Below are 24,350 nucleotides of genomic sequence, written 5' to 3'. Positions count from 1 at the left end.
GTGCGGGTCAGACCAGGTCCATCGCGGCGACCTCGTCGGGGCGGCCGTAGCTGACCGGGCCCTGGAAGCGGCGGCGGGCGGTGGCGAACCACCACACCGTAGCCACGACCAGGACGACGGCCAGCGCGATCGGCGCGTAGTTGAAGGAGTCGACGGTGATCGGCGAGGCCTGCGGCAGCATGAACAGGACGCTGCTGAGCACGATCCAGATCACCGCGAGCCAGCCGATCGGCTTCCCCCAGCGGCCCAGGTGCCAGGGGCCGGGCTGGAACTCGTCGCCCAGCCGCAGCCGCAGGAAGATCGGCACCGCGTAGGCGAGGAAGAGCCCCACCACGTTGACGCTGACGATGGCGGTGAACGCCGTGTGCGACCACCAGCCCGGGACCACCAGGGCGAGCGAGCAGGCCACCGCGAGCCACACGGCCTTCACGGGCGTACGGGTGCGCGGCGAGACCGAGTGCCACAGGCGCGAGCCGGGCATGGCGCCGTCCCGGGAGAAGGCGAAGATCTGCCGCGTGTTGCTGGTGAGGTTGGCGAGACCGCAGAAGAGCATCGCGCCGATCACGATGAGGAGCATCACCTTGGCGGCGCCGAGGCCGAGGCCGTCGATGAGAATCTGGACGGGCGGCGCGGAGGAGCCCGCCACCTTGCCGTAGTCGCTAATGCTGTAGACCAGTGCCAGTATCAGGATCAGGCCCGTGATCGCCGAATAGCCGATGGCGCGGGTGATCCCCTTCGGCGCGTTCACCGTCGCGCGAACCGTTTCCTCGGACATGTGGAAGCTGCCGTCGAACCCGGTGAAGGTCCAGCTGGTGACCAGCAGGCCGAGCATGCCGCCGTAAAGTCCGCTCGTGAAGCCGGTGTTGTTCTCGAAATGCGTCACGAAGGACGCCGGCTGATGATGGTCGGGCATCACTATGAGTGCGCCCACGATCACCACGAGTCCGATCAGCAGCCACCACACGGAAATCCGGTTCAGTACGGCGACGAGCTGGACGGTGTAGGTGTTGGCGAGGCCCTGCAGCACGATGATCACGGCCGTGATCAGGACCGTCTGGTGCGCGGTCGGCCGGTACGAGGTCCACTGCAGGGCGACGAAGGCCTGGATGAAGGTGGCCGCCGCATAGCCGGTGGCGGCGGTGCCGCCGATCTGGCCCACGAAGTTCAGCCAGCCGGTGAACCAGGACCAGGCGCCCTTGTGCCGCTTGGCGAGTTTGCCCGCGGAGAAATACAGCGCGCCGCTCGTCGGATAGGCGGAGGCGACCTCCGCCATCGCCGCGCCGATGAACAGCACCATCACGGACACGCCGATCCAGCCGAACACGAGAATGCGAGGGCCGCCCGCGTTCATGCCGTATCCGAAGGACGAGAAAATACCCGAAAGGATATTGATGATGGTGAAGGAGATCGCGAAATTGTCGAACGCCTGGAAACGCCGGGTGAGTTTCCGGGGATAACCCATCGCATGCAGGGTCGCGTCGTCGTCGATGACGACCGGGTCTTCTCCTCCACGAGCCTTCGCCCGTGGAGTCGATATCCGTTCGGACACAGATCTGCCTTTCTCTCGGTGGGGGGACAGAGCACGTGCGGGGTCAGGCGGCTCCCGGGACGGGCAGGCCGCAGGCGCGCCGGGCCCGGGAGAGCTGCTCGGAGGGGTCGCCGAAGGCACTCCAGGGCATGCGCGAGGCGTACGGGCCCATCGCCGTGAACACCGCCCGGGCCTCGAACTCGCGCTGGCCCATGACCAGCGCGTGCGCGAGGTAGGCCAGGTCGAGCACCGGGGTGAAGCGGTAACCGGCCACCGCGGGCAGCCAGTTCTGGTAGATCGCCAGCGCGGTGGAGCGCCACTGGGGCTGTTCCCAGACGCGGTCGGCGAGCAGCTGGGTGGGGTTGTAGCTCTCCACCAGGGCGACCAGAGGCAGCAGCCGGAGGGCGGAGTCGGCGGGCGCCCGCTGGCTGAGGAAGGCGGCCACGTCCCAGGCCGCGTTGACCGAGCCGCCGTAGCGGGTGAAGAAGGACGACAGGAAGCGGTGGTGGCCCTCGCGGTGCCACGGGTCCAGGGACAGGACGTGCGAGAACAGCCGCCAGGGTCCGGGCGGGGCGGTGAGCAGTCCCTGCGGGGCGGGGTCGCGCAGCCGGTGCAGCCGGGCCATGGCCAGCTTGGCGACCCAGGGGGTGGGGTCGTCGGGGGCCATGGCGGCCGCCCGGTCGCAGGCGGTCAGCGCGATCCGCTCCAGCGCCTCGGCGCGTTCGTCGCGTGCGTCGGCGGCCCGCATCGCGCGCTGCACCGCGACCCGGGCCCACATCAGCGCCGCCTCGGGGGTCGGCTCCTCCGCGAGCCAGCGTTCCACCAGGTCGGTGCCGGCGGCCTCGGAGGCCAGCACCAGCGAGCGGTGGGCGCGCAGGGCGAAGTCGGAACGGGTCTCGGCGAGGGCCTCGGACGCGTATCGATAACGGCCGGCGCGCACATCGACGCATACGCTCGCCAGGACACGGTCGTCGGCCGCCGGATGCCATACATAGTGCCCTTCGAATAACTCCGCGACCATGTCCCCCTGTCCATCCCCGTTCGGCGCATCGCAGTTGCGCAGGAGGCACCTTACTCAGCAGTCGACGCACCGGGAACGGCAGGTTTCACATGTCGGTCAACGGATGGGGAAATGTTAATCCGTTTGATTGACCGGCGGTCAGCCAGTGGTTCAAGAAGTGACGTCTTTCGGCCCACTGGTCCAGTCACTATGGGCCACTACTAGACTGTTTCCGGAAAACACCCCACACCGCACCACACCTCGGGAATCGCCATTCACGACCTCGCCGCCCGGCTGCGCGGGCTTCCCCCCTCCGTGGGACCGGTCCGGCTGATCGCCGTCGACGGGCACGCCGGCTCCGGAAAGTCCACCTTCGCCGGGCGGTTGGCCGCCGCGCTGGGCGGGGCGCCCGTGCTGCACCTGGACGACATCGCCAGCCATGAACAGCTCTTCGACTGGACCGACCGGCTCCTGACCCAGGTGATCGGCCCCCTCTCCCGTGGTGAGAGCGCGCACTACACCCCCTACGACTGGCGCGCCCGCGCGTTCGGCCCGCCGCTCCCGCTGCCGGCCGCTCCCGTGGTGGTCATCGAGGGGGTCGGCGCCGGCCGCCGGGCGCTGCGGCCGTATCTGGCCCGGCTGCTGTGGATGGAGCTGCCCCGCGAGGAGTCCTGGACGCGGGGCAGGCTGCGGGACGGGGACGAGCAGCGGGAGTTCTGGGCCGGGTGGGTCGAGGCGGAGCACGCGCACTTCGCCGCCGACCCTTCGCGCCCCCATGCCGATCTCCTGGTGCACCAGACACCGGAGGGGTACGCGGTGCTGCCGGGACCCGCGAGGACCGCGGAACCGGACCAGGAGGTCACTCAGGGTGACGAGCCATCGGCGATGTGCTGAAACTGTGAAGACCCTTGCGGGGGAACTTCTTTGAGTGAATCGACGGCGCTTGACCCGGGGACCGTACAGGACTTACGTTCTCAATGTGCGGCCATTCGGAGCCGCCCTACAGACGCGAAGCCCCCGGTTGTTCCCCCGTGATCGGGGGCTTCGTTCTGCCCGCGGCCCGTTTTCCGGGCGCCCCGCGCACCGATCCGCTCACCCTCGGTCACCGTTTCGTGTGCGCCCCGTCTGCTCCCACCTCGCCAAACGGCCCGTGCGGCACCCTTCGGCGTGCGGTCGTCCCACGGGTACGATGCCCTCGGTGCGACCTTCGAGCGGCTGCCTCGCGCACCTGCAACTCCGGTCCGCGGCACAGCGGTTCGACCGCGGCGGCCGTCGGGCGACTGCCCGGCGGTGAACCAACGGGGGCACGGTTTGTGGGGGACGTGATGGACTTCGGCACGCAGGGCCCCGAGGCCCCGGCCGACCTCGCCTGGCTGCGAGGTGTGGACGCCTACACGATGGGTGCCTACCCGCAGGCGGAGGAGGAGTTCCGCGCCGCGGCGCGGATGGATCCGGGGATGGCGGACGCCTGGCTCGGGCTGCACGCGCTGCGCGTCGACACGACGACCGCGCTGCTCAGAATGTTCCGGCACCGGGACCGCTTCGGGGAGCAGCGTGCCCGGCACCGCCGGACCATCAACTCCTGGTACTGGCTGGGCTGGTGGGTGCAGCCGGTGCTGGAGAGCCCCCGCGATCTGCTGCTGGCGCACGCCTCGCACTGGCTGGACGGCCGGCACGTCCCGGAGCTGGACCGCGCGCTCGCCGGGCTGCCCCCGGTCGACACCGACCCGCAGGTCCGCTTCCTGCACGCCTGCCGCGCCTATCTCGTCAAGGACTGGGACCAACTGGTCCGGCACACCGATCCACTGCTCGACGATCCCCTGCTCGGCATCGAGGCGGGCCTGTTCGGCGGTATGGCCCGGGTCCGGCTGGAGATGTACGGCCAGGCCGAGCCCCTTCTCTCGGCCGCGCTGATGCGCTGCCGCAGCGAGCAGCCGCAGCGCAAGGAGCTGCGGTACTGGCTGGCGCGGGCGCACGAGGGCACCGGGCGCAGTGCCGCGGCCATGCCGTTGTACCGCGCGGTGCACCGGGTCGACCCGGCCTTCATGGACACCTCGGCCCGGCTCGCCGCGATCGCCGAGGGCGACGGGTACGACGACCCGGCCGACTTCGCGGCGATCACCCTGACCGGTGCCGGTGCGGACGCCATGGACGGGCCGGACACGCTCGATCCGCTCTTCGGCACCGAGGGACGCGATCTCAGGCTGCCGGACCCGGACCTGCCGACCGGGCCGCTGCCGTCGGTCCCCGATCCGGCGGTGCGGATCAAGAGCGGGGTACCGGTCTCGCCGCTGCCGGCGGGGCCGACCGACGCCGCGTTACTCGAGGAGGCGCTCGCCGAGCTGGAGCGCATGGTGGGGCTCGAACCGGTCAAGCGCCAGGTCAAGGCGTTGTCGGCGCAGTTGAACATGGCGCGGCTGCGGGCCGGGCAGGGGCTGCCGGTGCAGCCGCCGAAACGGCACTTCGTCTTCTCCGGACCGTCGGGGACCGGGAAGACCACGGTCGCGCGGATCCTGGGCCGGGTCTTCTACGCTCTCGGCCTGCTCGGCGGCGACCATCTCGTGGAGGCCCAGCGGGCCGATCTCGTCGGCGAGTACCTGGGGCAGACGGCCGTGAAGGCCAACGAGCTGATCGACTCCGCGATCGGCGGTGTGCTGTTCGTGGACGAGGCGTACTCGCTGTCCAACTCCGGCTACGGCAAGGGCGACGCGTACGGCGACGAGGCTCTGCAGGTGCTGCTCAAGCGGGCCGAGGACAACCGGGACCACCTGGTGGTGATCCTGGCCGGCTATCCGGAGGGCATGGACCGGCTGCTCGCCGCGAACCCCGGGCTCTCCTCCCGTTTCACCACCCGGGTGGACTTCCCCTCCTACCGGCCGCTGGAGCTGACCGAGATCGGCAGGGTGCTCGCGGCGGACAACGGGGATCTGTGGGACGAGGAGGCGCTGGAGGAGCTGCGGTCCATCGCCGGGCACGTGGTCGATCAGGGGTGGATCGACGAACTCGGGAACGGGCGGTTCCTGCGGACGCTGTATGAGAAGAGCTGCGCGTACCGGGATCTGCGGTTGTCGACCTATCCCGGGGTGCTGTCGCGCGACGACCTCGCGACGCTGCGACTGCCGGATCTGATGCAGGCGTACGGAGAGGTGCTGTCGGGGCGGGGACCGCACGATCCGTCGGCCACGTAGGTGGAGTCAAGCGCCCCAAAGGGGCGCGGGGAACTGCGCGACCAGCCCCCGCGCGCCCGCAGGCGGGGACGGCGCTACGTGGCCAGTGCTTCCTCCGGTTCGCCGCTCACCCTTGGCTCGGAGACCTTCGGCTCAGGGGTCGCCCGGTGCGCCGGGTCCCGTACCTCGCCCACCAGGAGTTCCAGGGCGTCCTCCAGGGCGACCAGGCCCAGGATCCGGCCGGAGGCGTCCGCCACCTGGGCCAGGTGGGTGGCCGCCCGGCGCATGACCGTCAGGGCGTCGTCCAGGGGGAGTTCCGCGCGCAGGGTGGTCATGGGGCGCCAGACGTGCTGGGGGACGGCTCGGCCGGAGTCCTCCAGGTCCAGGACGTCCTTGACGTGGATGTAGCCCATGAACGCACCCGTCCCGGCCTCCACCGGGAAGCGGGAGTAACCCGTGCGGGCCGTCAGGTCGACGATCTCCCCCGGGGTGACCGACGGAGTCACCGTCACCAGGGACTCGCGCCGCAGCAGGACGTCCGTCACCGGGCGGGAGCCCAGCTCCAGGGCGTCCTCAAGGCGCTCCCGCTCCTCGGGGCCGAGGAGGCCCGCCTGGCCGGAGTCCTCCAGCAGGCGGTTCAGCTGCTCGCTGGTGACGACGGCCTCCACCTCGTCCTTGGGCTCGACGCGGAAGAGCCGCAGGATGGCCTGGGCGCAGGCGCCGAGAGCCACCGTGATCGGCCTGCACACGCGGGCGAAGGCGACCAGACCGGGGCTCAGCCACAGCGCGGCCTTCTCCGGGGCCGCCATCGCGAGGTTCTTCGGCACCATCTCGCCGATCACGAGGTGGAAGAAGACCACGGCGGCGAGCGCGATCACATAGCCCAGCGGGTGGATCATGCCGTCCGGCAGGTGGACCGCCTCGAACAGCGGCTCCAGCAGGTGCGCCACCGTCGGCTCCGCCACCGCGCCGAGCGTCAGGGAGCACATGGTGATGCCGAACTGCGCGGCCGCCATCATCTGCGGCAGCCGCTCCAGGCCGTACAGCACCTGCCGGGCCCGGGCCGTGCCGAGCGGTTCGATCTGGCTGCGGCGCACGGAGACGAGCGCGAACTCGGCGCCGACGAAGAAGCCGTTGGCGAGCACCAGCAGCGCGGCGAAGACCAGTTGGAGGACGCTCATCGGACGGCCTCCATGACGTTGACCGCGGGGACCGTCCTGACCAGGCGGACCCGTTCGGCGCGGTAGTGGCCGACCTGGCGGACGGACAGCCGCCAGCCGGGCAGTTCGGCCCGGTCGCCGGGGGCCGGGATCCGGCCGAGCAGGTCGGCGACCAGGCCGGCGACGGTCTCGTACGGCCCCTCGGGCACGTCGAGGCCTATGCGGAGCAGGATGTCGACCCGGCAGCTGCCGTCGACGTCCCAGGCGGGCCTGCCGTCCTCCGGCGGGGCGGGGGCCAGCTCGGGCATGTCCTTGGCGTCGTGCTCGTCGCGGACCTCGCCGACGAGTTCCTCGACGATGTCCTCCAGGGTGACCACGCCCGCCGTGCCGCCGTACTCGTCCACGACCACCGCGATGGGCTGCTCGCTGCGCAGCCGGGCGAGCAGGGGCTGGACCGGCAGCGTCTCGGGGACGAGCAGCGCCTTGCGGGCGATACGGCCGACCGGTGTGCGCAGCCGGTCGCGCACGGGGACCGCCAGCGCGTCCTTGAGGTGGGCCATGCCGACGATCTCGTCGATCTTCTCGCGGTAGACCGGGAAGCGGGACAGACCGGTGGCGCGGGTCAGGTTGACGACGTCCTCGGCGGTGGCCGTGTCCTGGAGGGCGCTGACCTTCACGCGCGGGGTCATGACGTGCTGCGCGGTTAGGTCGCCCAGGGACAGGGTCCGCACGAACAGGTCGGCCGTGTCCTGTTCCAGGGCGCCGGCCTGGGCCGAGTGCCGGGCCAGGGACACCAGTTCGCCCGGGGTGCGGGCGGAGGCCAGTTCCTCGGCGGGCTCCACGCCGAGGGCGCGCACCAGCCGGTTGGCGACCGTGTTGAGCACGGCGATCACCGGGCGGAACAGGCGGGAGAAGTGGTGCTGGGGGCCCGCGACGAAGCGCGCGACCTGCAGCGGCCGGGACACCGCCCAGTTCTTGGGTACGAGTTCGCCGATCACCATCTGGATCGCGGAGGCCAGCAGCATGCCGACGACCACGGCGACACCGGAGACGGCGCCCTCGGGGATGCCGGTCGCCGTGAACGGGCCCCGCAGCAGCTCGGCCAGGGCCGGTTCGGCGAGCATGCCGACGACGAGGGAGGTGATGGTGATGCCGAGCTGGGTGCCGGAGAGCTGGAAGGAGAGTTCCTTCAGCGACTCCACGACCGTACGGGCGCGCTTGTCGCCCTCGGCTGCGGCCTTCTCGGCGTCCGGGCGCTCGACCGTCACCAGGCCGAACTCGGCCGCCACGAAGAAGCCGTTGGCGAGAATCAGCAGGAACGCGGCTCCGAGGAGCAGCAGGGGGATGGTCATGCCGCCGCCTCGGTATGCCGGGAGGGGGCGGCGCAGGTACTACAGGACGATCCGTCCATCGCTGGAGGGAGTCACTCCTCGGGTAGCAGGGGGCCTCTGAGGGCCGGGGGCACTGCAGAGGCGGAGGCGTACGGAAAACGCCTCCGCCAACAGATTAATCAAGACATGGCCCTCTACGGCAGATCCGTAGTCGAGTGGGCCTCGGCGAGCGCCCGGAGGGCCTTCGCGTCGGCGATGGCGTGCTGCTTGGCGATGCCCGGCTGGATGCCGAGCGCGGGCAGGCTGGTGCCGTCGCTGAGGTTGAGGAACACCCAGGGGTCGCCCGGACGGAGGTTCACCTGGAGGATCTCCGCCCAGGCCAGGCGCCTCTTGCTGGCGATGTTGACGACGGTGACGCCGGACTCGTCGGCGACGACCTTCACCCGGGCGAGCTGGGCGAGCACCCAGAAGATCAGTGCCCCGGTGACGACGAAGCTGAGCCGCTCCCCCGGGCCGAGCTGCTCCAGCAGCATCGCGATCCCGGAGATCACCAGGAAGATCACGACACCGGCGGTGAGCAGGATCGCCCGGGTTCGGCCCGGCCGGAAGGTGACAGGCAGGGTCGGCAGGTCGGTCATGGTCGTACGGTCCCTCAGAGGCGGCAGGCGTGGATGGCCGTGGTCAGGATGGCCCGGGCGCCGATCTCGTACAGGTCGTCCATGATCCGCTGCGCCTCCTTGGCGGGGACCATGGCGCGGACGGCGACCCAGCCCTCGTTGTGCAGCGGGGAGACGGTCGGCGACTCCAGGCCCGGCGTCAGGGCGACGGCCTTCTCGAGCTGCTCGACGCGGCAGTCGTAGTCCATCATCACGTAGGTCCGCGCCACGAGGACGCCCTGGAGGCGGCGCAGGAACTGCTGGACCTTGGGCTCCTCGCCGTCGGCGCCGGTGCGGCGGATGACGACGGCCTCGGACTTCATGATCGGCTCGCCGAAGACCTCCAGGCCCGCGTTGCGCAGCGAGGTGCCGGTCTCGACGACGTCGGCGATGACCTCGGCGACGCCCAGCTCGATCGCGGTCTCGACGGCGCCGTCGAGGTGGACGACGGAGGCCTCGATGCCGCTGTCGGCGAGGTGCTGGGCGACGATCCCCTCGTAGGAGGTCGCGACCGTCTTGCCCTTCAGGTCCTCGATGCCGTTCGCGGTGCCCGGCTTGGCGGCGAAGCGGAAGGTGGAGCGGGCGAAGCCGAGCGGCAGGATCTCCTCGGCGTCGGCGGCGGAGTCGACCAGGAGGTCGCGGCCGGTGATGCCGATGTCGAGCCGGCCGGAGGAGACGTAGATCGCGATGTCGCGGGGGCGGAGGTAGAAGAACTCGACCTCGTTCTCCGGGTCCACGATCCGCAGCTCCTTGGACTCCCGGCGCTGCTGGTAGCCGGCCTCATGCAGCATCTCCGCCGCAGGGCCGGACAGTGAACCCTTGTTGGGGACGGCGATGCGCAGCATGAGGTCGGCTTCCTTTGCGTGAGGTGTGCGGGTGGGAGTGCGTGACTTACAGGTGGGCGTAGACGTCGTCGAGGGAGATTCCGCGGGCGACCATCATCACCTGGACGTGGTACAGCAGCTGCGAGATCTCCTCGGCGGCCGCCTCCTTGCCCTCGTACTCGGCGGCCATCCAGACCTCGGCGGCCTCCTCGACGACCTTCTTGCCGATGGCATGGACGCCCTTGCCGACCAGCTCGGCGGTGCGGGAGGTGGCGGGATCGCCGTTGGCGGCCTTGTGCTGGAGCTCGGTGAACAGCTCCTCGAACGTCTTCTTGGACATGGTGAGCCCCACCCTACGCGGTTTGCCGTACTCCCTAGTGCCAGGGTTCAGATACTGAGCGGAGCGTGGCCGCCGTCGCCACCGCGGCCGTCACGGCCTCGTGCCCCTTGTCCTCGTTGGAGCCCTCGATACCGGCCCGGTCCAGGGCCTGCTCCTCGGTGTCGCAGGTGAGCACGCCGAAGCCGACGGGGACGCCGGTCTCGACGGCCACCTGGGTGAGGCCCTGGGTGACGCCCTGGCACACGTAGTCGAAGTGGGGGGTGCCGCCGCGGATGACGACGCCGAGGGCGACCACCGCGTCGTAGCCGCGGCCCGCGAGGACCTTGGCGGCGACCGGCAGCTCGAACGTGCCGGGGACCCGGATCAGGGTCGGCTCGTCGATGCCCAGCTCGTGCAGGGCGCGCAGCGCGCCGTCCACCAGGCCGTCCATCACCTTCTCGTGCCACTGCGCCGCGATCACGGCGACCCTGAGGTCGCTCACGTTGCGTACGGACAGTTCCGGTGCACCCTTGCCGCTCACGTCTCTCCTTAGTGCTGTTCGCTTACTGGTTGGCGCAGGTGGCCGCGGATGCGGCCACAGGGGCTGTCGCGGACGCGGCCGCGGGAGCCGACCCGGCCGGCGTGTCCAGCCAGGGCAGGTCGTGCCCCATCCGGTCCCGCTTGGTGCGCAGGTACCGGAGGTTGTGCTCGCCCGCCTGGACCGGCATCGGCTCGCGGCCGGTGACCTTCAGGCCGTGGCGCAGCAGCGCGTCGGTCTTCTCGGGGTTGTTGGTCATCAGGCGGACGCTGCGGACGCCGAGGTCCGCGAGGATCTGCGCACCGGCGCCGTAGTCGCGGGCGTCGGCGGGCAGGCCGAGTTCGAGGTTGGCGTCCAGGGTGTCGCGGCCCTGCTCCTGAAGCTCGTAGGCGCGCAGCTTGGACAGCAGCCCGATGCCCCGTCCCTCGTGTCCGCGCAGGTAGACGACGACTCCGCGGCCCTCCTCCTGGATGCGCTCCAGGGCGGTGTCCAGCTGGGGGCCGCAGTCGCAGCGCAGGGAGCCGAAGACGTCGCCGGTGAGGCATTCGGAGTGGACGCGGACCAGGACGTCCTCGCCCTCGCCGATCTCGCCGTGGACGAGGGCGACGTGCTCGACGCCGTCGAGGGCGGACCGGTAGCCGTACGCGGTGAAGGTGCCGTGCACGGTGGGCAGGCGGGTCTCGGCCTCGCGGCGGACGGTGGGCTCGCTGCCGCGGCGGTAGGCGATCAGGTCCTCGATGGAGATGATCGTCAGGCCGTGCTTGCGGGCGAACGGGATCAGCTCGGGCAGCCGCAGCATACGGCCGTCCTCGCCGGCGATCTCCACGATGGCGCCGGCCGGGCGCAGGCCCGCGAGCCGGGCGAGGTCGACGGCGGCCTCGGTGTGGCCGTTGCGGACCAGGACGCCGCCTTCCCTGGCGCGCAGCGGGAAGATGTGGCCGGGGCGGACGAAGTCGGTGGGCTCGGCGGTGCCGTCGGCCAGCAGCTGGAGCGTGGTGGCGCGGTCGGCGGCCGAGATGCCGGTGGTGACACCGTGCGCGGCGGAGGCGTCGACGGAGACGGTGAACGCCGTCTTCATCGACTCGGTGTTGTCCGCGACCATCTGCGGCAGTTGCAGCCGGTCGAGTTCGTCGCCCTCCATGGGCGCGCAGATCAGGCCGCGGCACTCGCTCATCATGAAGGCGACGATCTCGGGGGTCACTTTCTCGGCGGCGACGACGAGGTCGCCCTCGTTCTCCCGGTCCTCGTCGTCGACGACCACGATCGGGCGGCCGGCGGCGATGTCGGCGATGGCCTGCTCGACCGGGTCGAGCGTGAAGTCCTCGATGTCGTCCGGGCTGTAGAGGACGGGTGCCGTAGTCATGCCGGTGCTCCTTCCAGGACCGGCTGCGCGGTCCGGCGGGAGCGCAGCCACCAGTCGCGCATGCCCCACAGGACGAGCGCGCCGTAGATGACGTAGACGAAACCGGAGAAGGCGTAGCCGTTGGCGAAGTTGAGGGGCACGCCGACGAGGTCGACGAGCAGCCAGGCGAACCAGAACTCGACCATGGCCTTGGCCTGGGCGTACATGGCGACGAGGGTGCCGACGAAGATGTAGGCGTCCGGCCAGGGGTCCCAGGACAGCTTCGGGTAGGCCGTGAACAGCAGGGCCACCGCGACGGTGCCGGCGGCGGCAGCGGCGAGCATCACCGCGCGCTCGCGCCAGGTGGCGAACCGGGGGGCGATGTGCCCGTCCTCGGCCTTGCCCTTGGTGCGCTGCCACTGCCACCAGCCGTACAGCGCGACGGCCATGACGACGGCCTGCTTGCCGGCGCTGCCGGTCAGGTGGCCGTAGAAGGCGGCGAAGAGGACGAGGCCGGACAGGAACTGCACCGGCCAGGTCCACAGGGAGCGGCGCCAGCCGAGGGCGAGGGTGATGAGGCCCAGGATGTTGCCGACCATGTCGGACCAGATGATGTGCTGGCCGAACATGGTGAACGCCTCGGAGTTCAGCCAGCTCACTTGCCGGCCCCCTGACCGGCCGCGAGCAGCCGCTCCACGTACTTGGCGATGACGTCCACCTCGAGGTTGACCGGGTCGCCGGGCTGCTTGTGGCCGAGCGTGGTCAGGTCGAGGGTGGTCGGGATGAGGCTGACGGTGAAGTAGTCCGGGCCGGCCTCGACGACGGTGAGGCTGATGCCGTCGACGGTGATGGAGCCCTTCTCCACGACGTAGCGGGCGAGGTCCGCGGGCAGCGAGATCCTGACGATCTCCCAGTTCTCGGAGGGCGTGCGGGCCAGCACCTGTCCGGTGCCGTCCACATGGCCCTGCACGATGTGCCCGCCGAGGCGCGCGCCCACGGCGGTGGGGCGTTCGAGGTTGACCCGGGAGCCGACGGCGAGCGCGCCCAGGCTGGAGCGCTGCAGGGTCTCGGCCATGACGTCGGCGGTGAACTCGTCGCCCTCGTGCTCCACGACGGTGAGACAGACCCCGTTCACGGCGATGGAGTCGCCGTGCTGCGCGCCCTCGGTCACGACGGGGCCACGGAGCCGGAAACGGGACGCGTCGCCGAGGTTCTCGACGGCGGTGACCTCACCCAGCTCTTCGACGATTCCGGTGAACACTTCCCGGGTCCTCCTGCCTCATTGGGGCACGGACTCCGGGGCCTGTCGATGACGACAGAATGGACGGGTGAGCAGCACCGTGAGCGCTGCCGACGCCGAAAAGGACCCGTCCACACGGACGAGCCCAGATACGGCGGCGCGCACACGAACATGCCCGCCCGCCGCGCACTGCCTCCCATCCGGACTTTAACCGTCGGTCCAGGAATTTCACCTGGTCAACCGGCCGCTGGAAGCGACCGGGTCGCGGACTGTAACCGCCGGTTCGGACTTTCACCGACCCCGGAGTGCGCTGCTTCTGGTACACGGCCAGTGTGCCACGCCGGGTGGCCGTCCAGACAGGCGGAGGGTGTGGGCTCCCTCACAGCGTGTGTCGCTGGACTTGCGCGATGGAACCGGCCTGGTCAACTGCCGTGCGAAGAGCGAGGGTTGACCTTGGTCCAGACCCATTGACCACACTGGTCTAGTCCTTTTAGGGTGCGGGCGGGCCCGGTGGCGGTGACGACGGCCCTTGCCCGCCGCCGGGTCGCCCACGCCTCTGACAGGGTGGGCCCATGACGACGCCGCCGCTCGCCGACGAGTTCGAGTCCCACCGCCCCCGGCTGTTCGGCCTGGCCTACCGCCTGCTCGGCTCAGCGCAGGAGGCGGAGGACGCGGTGCAGGACGCGTATCTGCGGCTCAGCGGCGCCGACCGCGCGGGCATCGAGCATCTGGGGGCGTGGCTCGCCAAGACCGTCACCAACCTGTGCCTGAACCGGCTGACCTCCGCCCGGGTGCGCCGCGAGGAGTACGTCGGGACCTGGCTGCCGGAGCCGGTGGTCACCTCCGACGGCACGCTCGGACCGCTGGAGTCGGCGGAGGTGCGCGAGCAGGTCTCGATGGCGATGCTGGTGCTGCTGGAGCGGCTGACCCCCACCGAGCGCGCGGTGTTCGTGCTGCGCGAGGCGTTCGCCTACGGCCACCGGGAGATCGCGGACGTCCTGGACCTGAGCGAGGCCAACTGCCGCCAGCTGTACCGGCGTGCGGTGGGCCGGGTGGCCGCGCCGGAGTCCCGGTTCGAGCCCGCCCCCGAGCGGCGGGAGCAGCTGGTCACGTCGTTCGTCACGGCGGCCCGGGAGGGTGACCTCGCCGGTCTGGAGAAGCTGCTGGCGGCGGACGTGACCTGGTGGAGCGACGGCGGCGGCAAGGTCACGGCGGCCCTGCGGCCGATCGAGGGCCGGGAGAAGGTCGTCCGCTTCCTGGTGGGCATCTCCCAGCGGTTCGCGACGGGACTGGACTTGGTGGTGGTGGAGGTCAACGGCGAGAACGGAATGGCCGCGTGGGCGGGCGACACCCTGCTCGGGGTCTTCGGATTCGAGCTGCGGGACGGGCGGATCGCGCAGGTGCGGGCCGTGATGAACCCGGACAAGCTGGAGTACGTACGACGGCAGCTCACCCGCCCGTAGCCGGGGCCTGTCACATTCTCGCGGGGCTGCGCGGTCTCAGCTGGCGAAGGGCGCCCCGACCAGGGGTGCCCCGGGTCCGGAGGGACGGAAACAGCATGACCACGATCCTGGTGACCGGCGGAACCGGCACGCTGGGGCGGCTCGTCACCGAGCGGCTGCGGGCGGACGGGCACGAGGTGCGGGTGCTCAGCCGGCACACCCAGCCCTACGCCGTCGACCTGCGCGCGGGCGGGCCCGGTCTGGACGCGGCCCTCGACGGCGTGGAGACGGTCGTGCACTGCGCGAGCAGTCCGCGCGGCGGCGACGAGCAGGCGGCGGACCACCTGATCGCGGCGGCACGGCGGGCGGGGGTGGGCCACCTGGTCTACATCTCCATCGTCGGCGTCGACCGGGTGCCGTTCGGCTACTACCGGTCCAAGCTGGCGGTGGAGCGGCGGATCGAGGAGTCGGGGCTCGGCTGGACCGTGCTGCGGGCGACGCAGTTCCACGACCTGGTGGTGACGCTGCTCCAGGGACTGGCCAAGCCGCCCGTCGTGCTGGTGCCGGCCGGGGTGTCGGACCAGCCGGTGGAGGTGGCCGAAGTGGCTGACCGACTGGCCGAGTTGGCGCTCGGGGCACCGGCGGGGCGGGTGCCGGACATGGGCGGGCCCGAGGTCCGTACGTTCGATTCGCTGGCCCGCGCCTTTCTGCGGGCGACCGGCAGGCGCCGACCCGTCGCGAACCTGCCTCTGTTCGGCAAGACCTACCGCGCCTTCCGAGCGGGCGGCCATCTGACGCCGGAGCAGGCCGTGGGCAAGGGGACCTTCGAGGAGTACCTGGCACGCCGCTTCGGGCGGTGACGCTCCGGGCGGTGACGCTCCGGGGGCGCTTCGCAGGATGACCTTCCCGTACGACTAGCGCTCCGCCGGTGCGAACAGCTCGTCCTGGGCCCGCTCCCGGGCCGTCAGCAGGGCCCCGCGCAGGACCGCGGCCCCGCCCAGGCTGCTGGCCCGTACCTCGGTGACCAGCGGTGACATCCGGCGGAGCCGCTCCTCCACGCGTGCGGCGAGCACCGCTCCCCCGGCCTGTCCGACCTCGCCACCCAGGACCACACAGCCCGGGTCGAGGATGGAGGCGACGGAGGCGGCCCCGATGGCGACCCGGTGGGCGAGGGCGTCGAGGAAGCGGTCGGCGGGGCCGGATCCCCCGCCGGGCAGGCCGGTGACCTCGGCGACCGCCTCGCGCACCACCACGGCGACGCCGGGACCGTCCATCGGCTCCGCGCGCGGCAGGCCGAACTCCCGGGCCAGTGCGCCGACCGCCGCCGCCCCGGTCAGCGAGTGGAAGCCGCCGTCGCAGTCGGTCGCCGAGGGCAGTGCGGTCGTCCCCGGGACCGGCAGGAAGCCGATCTCGCCCGTGCCGCCGGAGGCGCCGCGGCGGAGGGTGCCGTCCAGGACGACCGCGGCGCCGACGCCGTGCCCCAGCCAGAGCAGGACGAAGGTGTCCCGGTCATGGGCGGCGCCCTCGCGCTGCTCGGCCAGGGCGGCCAGGTTGGTCTCGTTCTCCACGGTGACCCGGGCCTCGGGCAGCCGTTCCTGCAGGGCCGCGGCCAGGCGCCGGTGCCAGGCGGGCAGGCCGCCGGAGTCGCGCAGGTCGCCGGTGGCCGGGTCGACGAGGCCGGGCGCTCCGATGCCGACGGTGTGCAGCCGGTCGGCACCGGCCTCCTTCGCGGCGCGCTCCACGGCCGCCACCGCCTGCTCCACGGCGGGCCCGGTCCCGGTGTCCCCGCCGATCGGCACGGCCGCCTCGGCCAGCACCCGCCCGACGAGGTCGGAGACCAGCACGAAGACGCCCTCGGTGCGTACGTCGAGCGCGGCCAGGTGGGCGCGGTCGGCGACGATGCCGTAGAGCCGGGCGTTGGGGCCCCGGCGCTGCTCGCCGGACTCGCCGACCACGGTGATCAGGCCGGAGGCGGTAAGCCGTTCGACGAGGTCCGCGACCGTCGGCCGGGACAGTCCGGTCAGCTGCTTCAACTGCCCTGCCGTCAGCGGGCCTTCCCGCTGCAACAGGCGCAGGGCGAGCCGGTCGTTGATGGCCCGGGCGGTGCTCGGTGATGCGGGCATGACCGGAATCCTCCCAGACGCGGGCGGCCGTAATACTCACTATCTATCAGGCAGGGTCCCTGATAGTTTACGACGGTGCCGCGACGGAGCGGTGGGGACACTCTCCCGGGGAGGGGCTGGAACATGGGTGACGTGGGTTACACGCGTGACGAAGTCAGGCGCGCCCGGTATGCCGTGGCGGCCGTGTTCGCCGTGCACGGCGCGGTCACCGGCTCCTTCGCGACCCGCGTGCCGTGGATCCAGGACCACGCCTCGCTGAGCGCGGGGCAGCTCGGGTTCGCGCTGGCGTTCACGGCGTTCGGCGCCTCGTGCGCGATGCCGCTGGCGGGCCGCATCAGTCACCGCTTCGGCAGCCGTACGGCCCTGCGCGGGCTGATCGCGCTGTGGACGCTGGCGCTGGTCCTGCCGTCCTTCGCGCCGAACCTGTACACGCTGTGCCTGGCGATGTTCGTCTACGGCGCGACCGCGGGCATGGCCGACGTGGCGATGAACGCCCTGGGTGTCGAGGTGGAGCGACTGCTCGGGAAGTCGATCATGTCCGGTCTGCACGGCATGTGGAGCGCGGGCGCGCTGACCGGCTCGGCCGCGGGCACGCTCGCCGCCCACCTGGGCGCGGACGCGCGCGTGCACTTCGCGCTCGCCGCCGGCGTCCTCACCGTGCTCGGGCTGCTGGCCTGCGGCTGGGTGCTGGACCTGCAGCCCGCCGAGGACGAGGAGCCGCCGCCGCGGTTCGCGCTGCCGCCCCGCTCGGCCCTGCTGATCGGTGCGGTCGGCTTCTGCGCGGTGTTCGCGGAGGGGGCGAGCCTGGACTGGTCGGCGGTGTTCCTGCGGGACCGGCTGGACAGCTCGGCCGGTCTGGCGGCGGCGTCGACGACCGGGTTCATGCTGACGATGGCGGTGGCCCGGATCGCCGGGGACGCGGTGGTGAACCGCTTCGGCGCGGTCCGCACGGTGCGGGCCGGCGGTGTCCTGGCCGGTCTCGGCGGCCTGCTGGTCGTCGCCGCCGGGTATCCCGCGGTGGCGATGGCCGGGTTCGCGCTGATGGGACTCGGGATCGCCGTGGTCGTGCCGCTGTGCTTCGCGGCGGCCGGCCACTCCGGCCCCAACCCCAGTCAGGCGATAGCGGGCGTGGCGACGATCACCTACACCTCGGGGCTGATCGCGCCCAGCCTGATCGGCGGGGTGGCGCAGGCGACCAGCCTGACGGTCTCGTTCTGCGTGGTGACCGCGCTGGCCTGCGGGCTGGCCCTGTTCGCGGGTGTGCTGCGCACCGCCGAGCGCGGCGGCCGGACGCGGGTCAGTCCGCAGGCCGCAGCAGTTCCCGACCCGCGGCCCTGAAGGAGTCGCTCCACGGCGCGGGGCGCATGGTCGTCGCGTCCAGCCGGACCAGCACCCGGGTGCCCTGCGCGTAGGTCCGGGTCCCGTCGGCCGAGCAGAAGCGGAAGCCGTAGGTCAGGCCGGTGGTGCCGAGCCGTTCCAGCCAGAGGTGGACGGCGTAGGTGCCCGGGCGGGTCACCGGCGCCTCGTAACCGATCCGCAGCTCGCGGACGGCGTTGCACGCGTCGCCGGCGGCCACCCAGTCGCCGTCGAACCGGATGCCGTGCTCGGTCCACAGCTCGGTCCAGGCGCGCTCCACCATCAGCGGATAGCGGGCGTTGTGGAGCAGCCCGAGCGCGTCCAGGTCGTCGAAGTGGACGGTGACGGGGATCAGCCGGCCGTAGGCGACGGCGGGGGCTATCGGGGCTTCGGCGGTCACGGGAGGGGCTCCTGAGCGTGGCGTACGGGGCGGTAGGACACTCCATACTAAGCGACCGCTCAGGAGCCCCGGCCGGGAAGGCCCTGGTCAGACCTGCCTGTTCAGCCCGCTATCGAGTCCAGCTGCTCGGCGGCGGGCCGCAGCGCCCACAGGTCGCCGCCGGGAGGCCCCTCAAGGCCGGGCACGGCCGCCTTCGCCGCCGCGTCACCGGCGTCCGCCGCCGCATGGACGACGTCGCTCGCCGCGTACCGGTAGAACTCCAGCTCGGGATGCGGCCAGGCGGCGGCACCGGTCGCGGCAGGCAGCAGATAGTCCACCGCCCTGAACAGGCTCTGCCCGTCCGGCCCCCGATAGGCCCAGAGGTTCACACCCACATGCCGGCCGATGGCGGCGAGCCGGGTGTAGGCGACGAGGTCGAAGGTCGAGTAGTGCCAGCTGCGGGTGCGGGCGAGTTCCTGCGGCTGGCTGCCGTCGGCGGCGATCTGCGGGTCGATCCGCTTGGCGCGCGCGTCGAGCACGGTCCGCCGGGCCAGGTCCGTGTCGCCGGTGGCGTAGGCGAGGGCGGCGAGCTGCATGTCGTAGAAGGTGCCGTGGTTGTTGGCGGCCGCGCCCTCCTGCCTGCCGAAGTCGCTGTTCTTCAGCCAGCCGAGGAAGTCGGTGTTCCACTTGCCCATCGCGGTGCGGTCCTTGGAGGTCCAGCCGGGGGCTCCGGTGGCGAGGATGCCCTGGGCGTCCAGCACGCTCGTGTACGACTGCGAGAAGTCGATGATGCCGATGGCCCGGCCGTCGTACTTGCAGGGGATGAACTGGGCATGGTTCAGATCGGGGTTCATCCGGGTGGCCGGGTCGAGGAACCAGGTGCGCAGGATCTGCCCGGCCTTCTCGGCGTAACTCCGCTTGCCGGTGTAGTACCAGGCGAGCGAGAGGTCGTACGTGGCGTCGAAGACCTTCTCCACGTCCTGCCGGTCCGTGCCGCTGTCGACCTCGGGATTGCGCTGCCCGTCGCGCTGGACGTACGGGCAGCCCCAGGGGTTGTCGGCGGTGGGGGTGGTCGTGGGCCACCAGTAGGGGGCCTGGCTCAGGTAGTCGTGGACGTCACCGCCGGGGGCGGGCTTGGGCTTGTCGACCACCGTCCAGGGACCCTGGTCCAGCCAGGCGTCCGCACGGGTCGTCAGGTCCTGGAGCGCGCGCCGGAGTCGGGGGTCGTGGTCCAGGCGGGCCCGGGTCTGCTGGAGGCGGGTGCCGTCCAGCACGGCCGTCCGCGGGGCCTTGGGCGCCGCGTGTGCGGAGGGGACGAGCACGGCCGAGAAGGTCACCACCGTGGCCAGCAGCACGGTCGCTCGGGATCTTCCACTCATCGAGCACTCCGATCGTCATGGATCAGGTATGTGAACATGGTTCATGAGTAGGACCGTGCGAGCGTAGAGCGGCCAGGTAACCGTGACAATGGTCCGGACCGTCTTCACGTACAGAGAAAGCGAAACCCCACCATGGACCTCGGCGTGCGCTGGAAGCTGCACGGTGACGGGCGCACGCCCGCGCCCGGAGCGGTGGTACGCCCGGACGAACGGCTCTCCTGGCCCCGCACGGTGGGCCTCGGCGCCCAGCACGTGGTCGCCATGTTCGGAGCCTCCTTCGTCGCCCCGGTATTGATGGGGCTCGACCCCAACCTCGCGATCATGATGTCCGGCGTCGCGACCGTGATCTTCCTGCTCGCGACCCGTGGCCGGATCCCCAGCTACCTGGGCTGCTCGCTGTCCTTCGTGGGCGTGGCCGCGGTGATCCGGGCGCAGGGCGGCACGAGCGCGACGGTGACCGGCGCGGTGTTCGTCGTCGGTGTCGCACTGTTCCTCGCGGGTCTCGCCGTGCAGCGCTTCGGGGCGCGGATCATCCACGTCACGATGCCGCCGATCGTCACCGGCGCGGTCGTCATGCTGATCGGTTTCAACCTCGCGCCGGTGACCGCGTCCACGTACTGGCCGCAGGACCAGTGGACGGCCCTGCTGGTCATGCTGTTCACCGGTCTGGCCGTCGTCTGTCTGCGTGGTTTCTGGTCACGCGTCGCGATCTTCCTGGGCCTGCTCTTCGGCTACGGCCTCTCCTGGGCCTCCGACCAGGTCTTCGGGAAGATCCACTCGGTGGACGCGAGCGGCAAGGTCACCGACCACTGGCGGCTCGACTTCTCCGGCGTCGGCAAGGCCGAGTGGATCGGGCTGCCGTCCTTCCACGGGCCCTCCTTCCAGTGGTCGGCGATCCTGGTCGCCCTGCCCGTGGTCATCGCGCTCGTCGCGGAGAACGCCGGACACATCAAGGCGGTCGGCGAGATGACCGGCCACCGGCTGGACGACAAGCTCGGTACGGCCATCTCGGCCGACGGCGTCGCCTCCATGCTGTCCACCGCGGTCGGCGGTCCGCCCAACACCACGTACTCCGAGAACATCGGCGTGATGGCCGCGACCCGCGTCTACTCGACGGCCGCCTACTGGGCCGCCGCCGGCTTCGCGCTGCTCTTCGGCGTCTGCCCGAAGTTCGGGGCGGTCGTGGCCGCGATCCCGGGCGGTGTCCTCGGCGGCATCACCGTCATCCTCTACGGCATGATCGGCCTGCTCGGCGCACAGATCTGGATCAACGCCAAGGTGGACCTGCGCAACCCGCTGAACCTGGTCCCGGCGGCCGCGGGCATCATCATCGGCGTCGGCAACGTGTCCATGAAGTTCGGCGAGCACTTCACCCTGAGCGGCATCGCGCTCGGCACCCTGGTCGTCATCACCGGCTACCACGCCCTGGGCGCCCTCGCACCCGCCCACCTCAAGCCGCAGGAGCCGCTGCTGGACGAGGGCACGTCCACCTACGACGAGGAGGAGGGTCAGCGCGAGGAGGATCAGCGCGCCAAGTCGTAGGCGTACGACGGCGTGAACGTCCCGGGCGCGCCCTTGCAGCCGTCGGACTCCCCCGGCAGCTTCACCCACAGATAGGCGTCGATGCGGGCCTCGCCCGTGGTCAGGGTCGGCGCCCGGCCGATCCTCCGGCCGGCCGGGTCGCACCACTGGTGGTCGGGCGGGGCGCCGTTGCCGTTGCGGCTGGTGTCGATGACCGCGCCGAGGCTCGCCGGGCCGCCGAGGGCGTCCAGGACCTGCCGGTCGTAGGCGATCTCGTCGGCGGTGGTGTGGAAGTTGGAGACGTTGCTGAAGATGCCGTCGGCGGCGACGGCTCCCGCCTGCCTGAGGAGGGCGGCCTGCTTGTCGGGCGGGTTCCAGCCGGAGTGGCCGGCGTCGAAGTAGACCCGCGCGCGCGGGTTCGCCGCCTTCAGGGCCCGACCCGCGCGGGCCAGTGAGGCGAAGCGGGCGGCCCGGTCCGCGTCCGAGAGACAGTCGGACTGGGCGACCGAGTCCGGCTCCAGGATCACGATCACCTCGTCGGAGCCCAGCCCCTCGGCGAAGGCGTCGATCCAGGCGTCGTAGGCCTCGAGGTCCGGTGCCCCGCCCTGGGAGGCGCCACCGCAGTCACGGTCGGGGATGTCGTACGGCACGAGCACCGGGACCCGGCCCTGCGCCGCCGCACCCGCGGTGACCGCGCGCACCTTGGCGGCGATGGTGTCCGGGCTGTAGTCGGCGAACCACACCGCGGCCGGCCGGTCGGCGATCCGGGACGCGATGAGGGCGGTGCGCGGGTCGTCGGGGTGGGCGCGGACCCAGTCCAGCACCTGGGAGTCGGGGTGGCGGTAGAGACGGGGTGTCACGGCATCGGTCCGCTGCTTCCTCTCGGCGCGGGTCGGGGAGGGGGTGGGGGCCTGCTGCTCCGGCGTCTCCGGCTCGGCCGTGGCAGTCCGCGTCGTCCTCGACGGGGAGGGCGACGGCTCAGGGAGGGCGGGCAGGGGCGCGCGGCTCGGGGTGCCGGTCACCTCGGGCCGGGCCTGGTCGGAGCCCCGGCCGTGGTCCAGCGCGGAGACCATCCCGGTGACGGTGCCGACCAGGGCGACCACCGAGGCCGCCGCGACCATCGCCGCGCGCCTGCGGGCCCGCCTGCGCTCGGCCCGGCGCGCGGCCAGGCGCCGGGTGCGTAAGCCTGACACGGTCTCGCTCCTCCCTCCCTCCCCGCGTGCGATGTCACTCCCATCCTTCCCGTCCTGCCCGCCCTGTGTTCCCCCGTTCCGGCGAAGCACCGGTCCGGTCGGCACACGGGTCGGGTCAAGGCTGGGACCCTTCCCCCATGGTGCAGTCGGAACACCTCACCTCACCCGTCGACGCCGTGATCGCCCGGATGCGCGCCCTCGACGCGGAACTGCCCGAGCGGGACGGGGTCGCCGTGTTCAACCGCGTCTACCTCGCCGTCACCGAGGAGGTCGACCGGCGCCTGGACAGAGGGGAGTTCCCGGACCCACGGGCGGCGACCGCGCTGGACGTCCGGTTCGCCGAGCGGTATCTGGCGGCGGTCGACGCGGTGGACCGGGACCGCCGTCCACCCGCCTGCTGGCGGCCCCTGTTCCAGCTCCGCCGCCATCCCGGCGTACGGCCGCTGCAGTTCGCGCTCGCGGGCATCAACGCGCACATCGGGCACGACCTGGCGCTCGCCGTGGTGGACGCCTGTCGTACGCTCCGCTGCGAACCGGCGGACCTGGAGGACGAGTTCGACCGCGTGGGTGACCTCCTCGTCTCGCTGGAGGAGCGCATCCGCGAGGATCTGATGCCGGGCCCCGACCTGCTGCAGATCGCCGATCCGATCACCCATCTGCTGGGATCCTGGAGCCTGGAGCGGGCGCGGGACGCGACCTGGGCGGCGGCCCGGGCGCTGTGGGCGCTGCGGCACTGCGAGGACGTCGTCGAGGAGTTCGCCGAGCGCCTGGACGCGGCGGTCGGCTTCGCGGGCCGCATGCTGCTCACCCCGCTGACCGACTGACGTGGCCGGATCCGGCCCGTGGGCGAGCCTCCTGTGGAACTGCCGTGGGATCGCCGTACGTTGACGGTTCAACACCCAGCGCAGAGGAGCAGCGGTATGGCGACCCGGCTCGGCCTGAGTCTTCCCCAGATGCGGCAGTACTCCCTCGGCAAGGACGTGCCCGACGTGGCGCGCGCCGCCGAGGCGACCGGTTACGACAGCCTGTGGGTCTTCGAGCGAGCCCTGTTCCCGGAGCCCGCCACCCAGGGCCTGTACGGCATCGAGGGCCTGCCCTGGCCCGACCAGTACCGGAACGTGGCGGATCCGCTGGTCACCCTCACCCTGGCGGCCGCGGCCACCGAGCGGGCCCGGCTCGGCTCCAGTGTGCTGGTGGCTCCGCTGCACATCCCGTTCCAGCTCGCCAAGGCCCTCGCCTCGCTGGACGCCGCGAGCGGCGGCCGGGTGATCGCCGGCTTCGGCACCGGTTGGTCGCTGGACGAGTACGCCGCCGCGGGCGTCCGGCCGATCGCGGAGCGCGGCAAGGTGCTCGACGAGATCATCGGCGTGTGCCGGGCGGTGTGGGGCCCCGACCCGGTGCGCTACGACGGCCGTATCACCAAGATCGAGTCCGCCGTGGTCGGGCCCAAGCCCGCCCGGCCGATCCCCATCCTGCTGGCCGCGAGCAACAAGAAGGCGTTCACCCGGCTCGTGGACCACGCCGACGGCTGGCTGCCGGTGGGCATGGGCGTCGAGCAGATCGCCGGCCAGTGGCAGCAGTTGCGGGACCTCGCTGCCGAGCGCGGCCGCACGGAGCCGATCCAGACGGTGCTGCGGGTGAACTGCGTCCGCCTGCCCAAGGCGTACGAGGGCGCGGACCGCCGGCCCTTCCAGGGCAATGTCGACCAGATCGTCGAGGACCTGGTGGCGCACGCGCAGATCGGTCTCGAGGAGATCCTCATCGACCTCCAGGGCACCGCGCGGGACGCGCAGGAGCTGAAGGACGTCGCCGCCGAGGTGTTTGAAAAGGCGCGGGCGGCCGGAGTCTGAGT

Annotated in this window: 23 protein-coding genes and 1 riboswitch; of the genes, 8 read left to right on the top strand and 15 right to left on the bottom strand. The window is 71.7% G+C overall.

All coding sequences use genetic code 11. The features are described from left to right. Window positions 1–7: 7 nt before the first annotated feature. Entirely contained in the window at window positions 8–1,549 is a 1,542-nt protein-coding gene (locus CRP49_RS27830; protein WP_097255832.1) for an amino acid permease, read from the bottom strand. A gap of 43 nt (window positions 1,550–1,592) precedes the next feature. Beyond that, on the bottom strand, window positions 1,593–2,549 hold the full coding sequence (locus CRP49_RS27825; protein ID WP_097255831.1) for a hypothetical protein: 957 nt from the start codon (window positions 2,547–2,549) through the stop codon (window positions 1,593–1,595). A gap of 252 nt (window positions 2,550–2,801) precedes the next feature. Here CRP49_RS27825 and CRP49_RS27820 point away from each other — a divergent pair, with 252 nt between their 5' ends. Together CRP49_RS27820 and CRP49_RS27815 are read left to right on the top strand one after the other, a co-directional pair. Then, window positions 2,802–3,422, top strand: coding sequence for a uridine kinase (locus tag CRP49_RS27820; RefSeq protein ID WP_097255830.1), 621 nt, complete (start codon window positions 2,802–2,804; stop codon window positions 3,420–3,422). Window positions 3,423–3,853: 431 nt separating this feature from the next. After that, complete coding sequence (locus tag CRP49_RS27815) at window positions 3,854–5,716, top strand: AAA family ATPase (protein ID WP_097255829.1); 1,863 nt, start codon at window positions 3,854–3,856, stop codon at window positions 5,714–5,716. Window positions 5,717–5,790: 74 nt separating this feature from the next. Here CRP49_RS27815 and CRP49_RS27810 read toward each other — a convergent pair whose 3' ends face one another. From CRP49_RS27810 to CRP49_RS27770, 9 genes are all read right to left on the bottom strand, one after another. Continuing rightward, on the bottom strand, window positions 5,791–6,876 hold the full coding sequence (locus CRP49_RS27810; protein ID WP_097255828.1) for a hemolysin family protein: 1,086 nt from the start codon (window positions 6,874–6,876) through the stop codon (window positions 5,791–5,793). Beyond that, on the bottom strand, window positions 6,873–8,207 hold the full coding sequence (locus CRP49_RS27805) for a hemolysin family protein (protein ID WP_097255827.1): 1,335 nt from the start codon (window positions 8,205–8,207) through the stop codon (window positions 6,873–6,875). The genes CRP49_RS27810 and CRP49_RS27805 overlap by 4 nt, the downstream gene beginning before the upstream one ends. Window positions 8,208–8,380: 173 nt before the next feature. Next, window positions 8,381–8,824, bottom strand: coding sequence for a PH domain-containing protein (locus tag CRP49_RS27800; RefSeq protein ID WP_097255826.1), 444 nt, complete (start codon window positions 8,822–8,824; stop codon window positions 8,381–8,383). 14 nt (window positions 8,825–8,838) lie between these two features. Next, on the bottom strand, window positions 8,839–9,687 hold the full coding sequence (gene hisG, locus CRP49_RS27795; RefSeq protein ID WP_094221665.1) for an ATP phosphoribosyltransferase: 849 nt from the start codon (window positions 9,685–9,687) through the stop codon (window positions 8,839–8,841). A 46-nt stretch (window positions 9,688–9,733) separates the two neighbouring features. Further along, complete coding sequence (locus CRP49_RS27790) at window positions 9,734–10,006, bottom strand: phosphoribosyl-ATP diphosphatase (RefSeq protein WP_031486114.1); 273 nt, start codon at window positions 10,004–10,006, stop codon at window positions 9,734–9,736. 34 nt (window positions 10,007–10,040) lie between these two features. Then, complete coding sequence (gene ribH, locus CRP49_RS27785; protein ID WP_094221666.1) at window positions 10,041–10,526, bottom strand: 6,7-dimethyl-8-ribityllumazine synthase; 486 nt, start codon at window positions 10,524–10,526, stop codon at window positions 10,041–10,043. Window positions 10,527–10,548: 22 nt separating this feature from the next. Then, a complete protein-coding gene (locus CRP49_RS27780) occupies window positions 10,549–11,886 on the bottom strand; it encodes a bifunctional 3,4-dihydroxy-2-butanone-4-phosphate synthase/GTP cyclohydrolase II (RefSeq protein ID WP_097255825.1) in 1,338 nt (445 codons plus the stop codon). Then, entirely contained in the window at window positions 11,883–12,524 is a 642-nt protein-coding gene (locus tag CRP49_RS27775) for a nicotinamide mononucleotide transporter family protein (protein ID WP_094221668.1), read from the bottom strand. The genes CRP49_RS27780 and CRP49_RS27775 overlap by 4 nt, the downstream gene beginning before the upstream one ends. After that, entirely contained in the window at window positions 12,521–13,126 is a 606-nt protein-coding gene (locus CRP49_RS27770) for a riboflavin synthase (protein WP_097255824.1), read from the bottom strand. Before CRP49_RS27770 ends, CRP49_RS27775 begins: the two co-directional genes overlap by 4 nt. Window positions 13,127–13,287: 161 nt before the next feature. Then, window positions 13,288–13,418: riboswitch (FMN riboswitch) on the bottom strand. A 259-nt stretch (window positions 13,419–13,677) separates the two neighbouring features. On the opposite strand from CRP49_RS27770, the gene CRP49_RS27765 reads away from it, so the two are divergent. Both CRP49_RS27765 and CRP49_RS27760 read left to right on the top strand, forming a co-directional pair. After that, window positions 13,678–14,568, top strand: coding sequence for an RNA polymerase sigma-70 factor (locus tag CRP49_RS27765; RefSeq protein ID WP_097255823.1), 891 nt, complete (start codon window positions 13,678–13,680; stop codon window positions 14,566–14,568). Window positions 14,569–14,663: 95 nt separating this feature from the next. Beyond that, window positions 14,664–15,407 carry an SDR family oxidoreductase gene (locus tag CRP49_RS27760; RefSeq protein WP_097255822.1) on the top strand — a complete coding sequence of 248 codons (744 nt, stop codon included), beginning with the start codon at window positions 14,664–14,666 and terminating at the stop codon, window positions 15,405–15,407. Window positions 15,408–15,461: 54 nt separating this feature from the next. Here the strand turns inward: CRP49_RS27760 and CRP49_RS27755 are convergent, their stop codons facing one another. Next, entirely contained in the window at window positions 15,462–16,670 is a 1,209-nt protein-coding gene (locus CRP49_RS27755; protein ID WP_097255821.1) for an ROK family transcriptional regulator, read from the bottom strand. A gap of 123 nt (window positions 16,671–16,793) precedes the next feature. Between CRP49_RS27755 and CRP49_RS27750 the strand changes: the two genes are divergently transcribed. Further along, complete coding sequence (locus tag CRP49_RS27750; protein ID WP_097255820.1) at window positions 16,794–18,008, top strand: MFS transporter; 1,215 nt, start codon at window positions 16,794–16,796, stop codon at window positions 18,006–18,008. On the opposite strand, the gene CRP49_RS27745 is transcribed toward CRP49_RS27750, so the two are convergent. After that, window positions 17,968–18,426, bottom strand: coding sequence for a thioesterase family protein (locus CRP49_RS27745; protein ID WP_094221674.1), 459 nt, complete (start codon window positions 18,424–18,426; stop codon window positions 17,968–17,970). The two genes, CRP49_RS27750 and CRP49_RS27745, sit on opposite strands and share 41 nt — an antisense overlap. A 101-nt stretch (window positions 18,427–18,527) precedes the next feature. Then, window positions 18,528–19,784 (bottom strand): alginate lyase family protein, encoded by a 1,257-nt coding sequence (locus tag CRP49_RS27740; RefSeq protein ID WP_097255819.1) that lies wholly within the window; start codon window positions 19,782–19,784, stop codon window positions 18,528–18,530. Between the two features lie 132 nt (window positions 19,785–19,916). On the opposite strand from CRP49_RS27740, the gene CRP49_RS27735 reads away from it, so the two are divergent. Then, window positions 19,917–21,326 carry a uracil-xanthine permease family protein gene (locus CRP49_RS27735; protein ID WP_097255818.1) on the top strand — a complete coding sequence of 470 codons (1,410 nt, stop codon included), beginning with the start codon at window positions 19,917–19,919 and terminating at the stop codon, window positions 21,324–21,326. Here CRP49_RS27735 and CRP49_RS27730 read toward each other — a convergent pair. Beyond that, the gene (locus tag CRP49_RS27730) at window positions 21,308–22,426 is read right to left on the bottom strand and encodes a glycoside hydrolase family 6 protein (protein ID WP_097255817.1); all 1,119 of its coding nucleotides are present in this window, start codon (window positions 22,424–22,426) and stop codon (window positions 21,308–21,310) included. The genes CRP49_RS27735 and CRP49_RS27730 overlap by 19 nt on opposite strands. Before the next feature lie 209 nt (window positions 22,427–22,635). Here CRP49_RS27730 and CRP49_RS27725 point away from each other — a divergent pair, with 209 nt between their 5' ends. Continuing rightward, window positions 22,636–23,322 carry a DUF5995 family protein gene (locus CRP49_RS27725; RefSeq protein ID WP_097255816.1) on the top strand — a complete coding sequence of 229 codons (687 nt, stop codon included), beginning with the start codon at window positions 22,636–22,638 and terminating at the stop codon, window positions 23,320–23,322. A gap of 96 nt (window positions 23,323–23,418) precedes the next feature. Continuing rightward, complete coding sequence (locus CRP49_RS27720; protein ID WP_097255815.1) at window positions 23,419–24,348, top strand: LLM class F420-dependent oxidoreductase; 930 nt, start codon at window positions 23,419–23,421, stop codon at window positions 24,346–24,348. Window positions 24,349–24,350 lie beyond the last annotated feature (2 nt).

This window comes from Streptomyces sp. Ag109_G2-15 (assembly GCF_900215565.1).
Classification (GTDB): domain Bacteria; phylum Actinomycetota; class Actinomycetes; order Streptomycetales; family Streptomycetaceae; genus Streptomyces; species Streptomyces diastatochromogenes.
The sequence above is the reverse complement of the archived record's forward strand: the minus strand, read 5'-3'. Positions and strand labels throughout refer to the sequence as shown.

Bases quoted from the DNA above. Each gene is read 5' to 3' on its own strand.
- CRP49_RS27825 (WP_097255831.1), bottom strand. From the start codon at position 2,549: ATGGTCGCGGAGTTATTCGAAGGGCACTATGTATGGCATCCGGCGGCC.
- CRP49_RS27815 (WP_097255829.1), top strand. From the start codon at position 3,854: ATGGACTTCGGCACGCAGGGCCCCGAGGCCCCGGCCGACCTCGCCTGG.
- CRP49_RS27810 (WP_097255828.1), bottom strand. From the start codon at position 6,876: ATGAGCGTCCTCCAACTGGTCTTCGCCGCGCTGCTGGTGCTCGCCAAC.
- CRP49_RS27805 (WP_097255827.1), bottom strand. From the start codon at position 8,207: ATGACCATCCCCCTGCTGCTCCTCGGAGCCGCGTTCCTGCTGATTCTC.
- CRP49_RS27800 (WP_097255826.1), bottom strand. From the start codon at position 8,824: ATGACCGACCTGCCGACCCTGCCTGTCACCTTCCGGCCGGGCCGAACC.
- hisG (WP_094221665.1), bottom strand. From the start codon at position 9,687: ATGCTGCGCATCGCCGTCCCCAACAAGGGTTCACTGTCCGGCCCTGCG.
- CRP49_RS27790 (WP_031486114.1), bottom strand. From the start codon at position 10,006: ATGTCCAAGAAGACGTTCGAGGAGCTGTTCACCGAGCTCCAGCACAAG.
- CRP49_RS27780 (WP_097255825.1), bottom strand. From the start codon at position 11,886: ATGACTACGGCACCCGTCCTCTACAGCCCGGACGACATCGAGGACTTC.
- CRP49_RS27765 (WP_097255823.1), top strand. From the start codon at position 13,678: ATGACGACGCCGCCGCTCGCCGACGAGTTCGAGTCCCACCGCCCCCGG.
- CRP49_RS27760 (WP_097255822.1), top strand. From the start codon at position 14,664: ATGACCACGATCCTGGTGACCGGCGGAACCGGCACGCTGGGGCGGCTC.
- CRP49_RS27755 (WP_097255821.1), bottom strand. From the start codon at position 16,670: ATGCCCGCATCACCGAGCACCGCCCGGGCCATCAACGACCGGCTCGCC.
- CRP49_RS27750 (WP_097255820.1), top strand. From the start codon at position 16,794: ATGGGTGACGTGGGTTACACGCGTGACGAAGTCAGGCGCGCCCGGTAT.
- CRP49_RS27740 (WP_097255819.1), bottom strand. From the start codon at position 19,784: ATGAGTGGAAGATCCCGAGCGACCGTGCTGCTGGCCACGGTGGTGACC.
- CRP49_RS27735 (WP_097255818.1), top strand. From the start codon at position 19,917: ATGGACCTCGGCGTGCGCTGGAAGCTGCACGGTGACGGGCGCACGCCC.
- CRP49_RS27730 (WP_097255817.1), bottom strand. From the start codon at position 22,426: ATGGTCGCGGCGGCCTCGGTGGTCGCCCTGGTCGGCACCGTCACCGGG.
- CRP49_RS27725 (WP_097255816.1), top strand. From the start codon at position 22,636: ATGGTGCAGTCGGAACACCTCACCTCACCCGTCGACGCCGTGATCGCC.
- CRP49_RS27720 (WP_097255815.1), top strand. From the start codon at position 23,419: ATGGCGACCCGGCTCGGCCTGAGTCTTCCCCAGATGCGGCAGTACTCC.